Origin of the sequence: Tunicatimonas sp., assembly GCF_049647865.1 — a bacterium.
In the GTDB taxonomy this organism is placed as follows: Bacteria; Bacteroidota; Bacteroidia; order Cytophagales; family Cyclobacteriaceae; genus Tunicatimonas.
In genome coordinates this window covers 1-3,075 of record NZ_JBARYM010000134.1, presented here as the reverse complement: position 1 = coordinate 3,075, position 3,075 = coordinate 1, and the positions used below count along the sequence as shown (strand labels likewise).

Here is a 3,075-nt window from a genome sequence, read left to right as displayed (position 1 = left end):
AAGTACACCAATACCATAGTCTTATTTATCGTTTGAACTACCTTACCTCTCGCTATGCGTAGTAGTTCAACAACTTGGTTGTAGAATGCTGTATTTGTAACTTCTTTACTCATTTATTTTTACTTCTTCGGTAGTCATACCCGTGTTGAGCAGATCAAGTATTATCATTTAACGGTTTGGGTAGGCGTAATGTGAGCGATAGCGAGCATTATCGCATAGCTCTTATTACCCCTCGTTTTCTATTTTTTCCTTTAGGTACTCTATCTGCTCCAAATTCAATCCGGTCAACTCCATGATCAGTTCGTCGCTTTTTCCCTGCTTGATACCGTTTATTGCCACTTGTTCTATCCCTTGTTCTATCCCTTCTTCAAAAGCAGTATCTAAAGAGTTCTTTAAATCCCGATACGACTTTAGACTGTCCTCGTAGGCTTGCACCTCTTCCGGACTGAACCGAGCAATCTCGGCCACCTCAAACAACCTTTCAAAGATGCCTTCCCGTAGTTCGTCCGGTACCCTGTCCAGTTTGTTCAGGTTACGGATCACGAACATCCATTTCTCAAACTTCGTCTTTAACTCCTTGATGTCCTTTTGGAACTTGGGCATTTCCAAGTACACGAAAGTTAGCTTGTCATAGAATACCTGACAAGTTTCTATATCAGTTAGCTTTACGTCGTAGCGGAACTTATTGGGTTCGTTTTGATCTTCGTCAAAAACGAAGTCCAGAATGGCTACCGTGTACACCGCTTTCAATTCAAATGTCCAATCCGATCCTCTTTGGGCTTGCTCGCGGATAGGAAACGTTGAATAGTAGACCGTTCGGTCTTTGAAAAACTTTTGTTTTGTCTTTTGAAGTTCTACGATGAATTTTTCCCCTCGTGCGTTTTGGCAATACAGATCAAAGACAGCCTTCCGGTCTTCTTCGCTGCTTCCTAATTTATCAGTCTTTAAGTACGTCAGCTCAGTGATTCGACCTTGTTCGTGCTTGAGTAGTTCGTTCAGGAAATCAAGCAACAAATCCTTATTCGGTTCTTCGCCAAACAGTCGCTTGAATCCGTAATCGGTGAATGGATTGATGTACTTTTCTCTTTGCTCTTCCATCAGTCTTTTTTTGAGCAAAGATACGAATTTGCCATCAATAACGCTTAGGTGCAGATTTCTTCTTCAATGAGGGCTGAGCGATGTTGTGCCTAGTTTTCATCCTTTTCCATCCAAGATTCAGAAATTGAAGGAAAATCTTCTTTCCATTTTTTTTCATTCGAATTCCACATCAAATATGGCGGATCAAATCCGATGGTAAATATCAATTCATAGGTTGAGTCATTGAGGTTTCTTATTTCTGGATATGCTCTTCCCATTTCTTCTCTTGTAAATCCAATCTTCCTTAACGCTTCCCAATCATTGTTAGCAGGAAGATTCCCTTCTTTATGATAATACCTATCTATACTATTTATCAATTCGTTCCCTCGTTCAATCTCTTTTCTATTGTATAATTCTATCGGTAAATTATACAGAATGAAAAATATTGCGATGATAACGGTAATAGCTATTAAGATACTGTTCTTCATTCAATTAGGCACAACAAATTGATAATGGCAATGTCTCCGTTATCCATCAATATCTGTAGGGTAACGGAGACTTATTATTACTATTTTTACTATACTAATAACATCTTCCCTATCCACTACTTACTCAAGTACAAATTCCGTTCGCTGTAAATATCTAAGAAGTAGTCGTCCAGTAGGTCGTCGATGAAGTAGATGGCTTCGCCGGTGGATTTCATTTCGGGGCCGAGCTCCTTGTTTACGTTGGGGAACTTGTGGAAGGAGAAGACGGGTACTTTGATGGCGTAGCCCTGCTTGTGGGGGTTAAAGTCAAAGTCTTTTACCTTCTTTTCGCCCAGCATCACTTTGGTGGCGTAGTTCACGTAGGGCTCGCGGTAGGCTTTGCAGATGAACGGTACGGTACGCGAGGCCCGGGGATTGGCTTCAATAATGTAGACCTTATCGTCTTTTACCACAAACTGAATATTAATCAGGCCGACAGTATTCAAAGCCAAAGCAATTTTTTTAGTATACGCCTCAATTTGCTGCATCACAAAGTCACCTAGGTTATAGGGCGGGAGCACCGCGTAAGAATCACCCGAGTGGATTCCGGCGGGTTCAATGTGCTGCATAATGCCGACGATGTGCACATCTTCGCCATCGCAAATAGCGTCGGCTTCGGCTTCAATGGCTCCTTCCAGAAAGTGATCAAGCAGAATATGATTACCGGGCATTTCGTTTAGGATGTTCACCACATGCTTCTCCAGTTCCTGCTCATTAATCACGATCTTCATGCTTTGCCCCCCTAGTACGTACGACGGACGCACCAACAGTGGAAAACCAATTTCTTTGGAAAGCTCCAGAGCTGATTCAGCGTCAGAGATCGTTCCGAAGTTGGGATAAGGAATATCGTTTTCTTTGAGTAGTGTTGAGAAGCGTCCGCGATCTTCGGCTAAATCCAACGATTGATAGTTAGTACCGATAATCGGAATACCGTAGCGGTCGAGCTTTTCAGCTAGCTTCAGGGCGGTTTGTCCGCCGAGTTGCACAATCACTCCTTCGGGCTGTTCGTGCTGGATGATGTCGTAAATATGCTCCCAGAAAACTGGCTCAAAGTAGAGCTTATCGGCAATGTCGAAGTCGGTAGAAACCGTTTCGGGATTGCAGTTAATCATGATGGTTTCGTAGCCCATCTCCTTGGCGGCTAGCACTCCGTGCACGCAGCAGTAGTCGAACTCAATACCTTGCCCAATGCGGTTAGGGCCGGAACCGAGCACCACAATTTTCTTCCGATCCGATGGGATAGATTCGTTCTCCTGCTGAAAGGTGGAGTAGTAGTAGGGAGTCTGCGCTACAAACTCGGCGGCGCAGGTATCTACCAGTTTGTACACCCGGTTGATACTCATCTCTTTGCGTTTGCCGTGTACTTCGCTCTCCAGACAATCTAACAAGTGGGCAATCTGTCGATCCGCGTAGCCTTTCTCCTTGGCTTCCCGCATTAGTTCCACTGGAAGATCATCTAGGGAGTGTTGCT

The 3,075-nt window shown here is 43.7% G+C and carries 3 protein-coding genes; all 3 read right to left on the bottom strand.

Going from position 1 to position 3,075, the window contains the following annotated elements:
- Nucleotides 1-225 precede the first annotated feature (225 nt).
- Nucleotides 226-1,116 (bottom strand): Rpn family recombination-promoting nuclease/putative transposase, encoded by an 891-nt coding sequence (locus WBA23_RS04280; RefSeq protein ID WP_424581012.1) that lies wholly within the window; start codon nt 1,114-1,116, stop codon nt 226-228.
- 71 nt (nt 1,117-1,187) lie between these two features.
- Nucleotides 1,188-1,565: a hypothetical protein gene (locus tag WBA23_RS04275; protein ID WP_424581011.1), complete on the bottom strand. Its 378-nt coding sequence runs from the start codon at nt 1,563-1,565 to the stop codon at nt 1,188-1,190.
- A gap of 116 nt (nt 1,566-1,681) precedes the next feature.
- The coding region (gene carB / locus WBA23_RS04270; RefSeq protein ID WP_424581010.1) for a carbamoyl-phosphate synthase large subunit at nt 1,682-3,075 on the bottom strand (1,394 nt) is incomplete at its 5' end.

Coding starts and splice junctions, on each gene's coding strand:
- WBA23_RS04275 (WP_424581011.1), bottom strand. CDS start 1,565: ATGAAGAACAGTATCTTAATAGCTATTACCGTTATCATCGCAATATTT.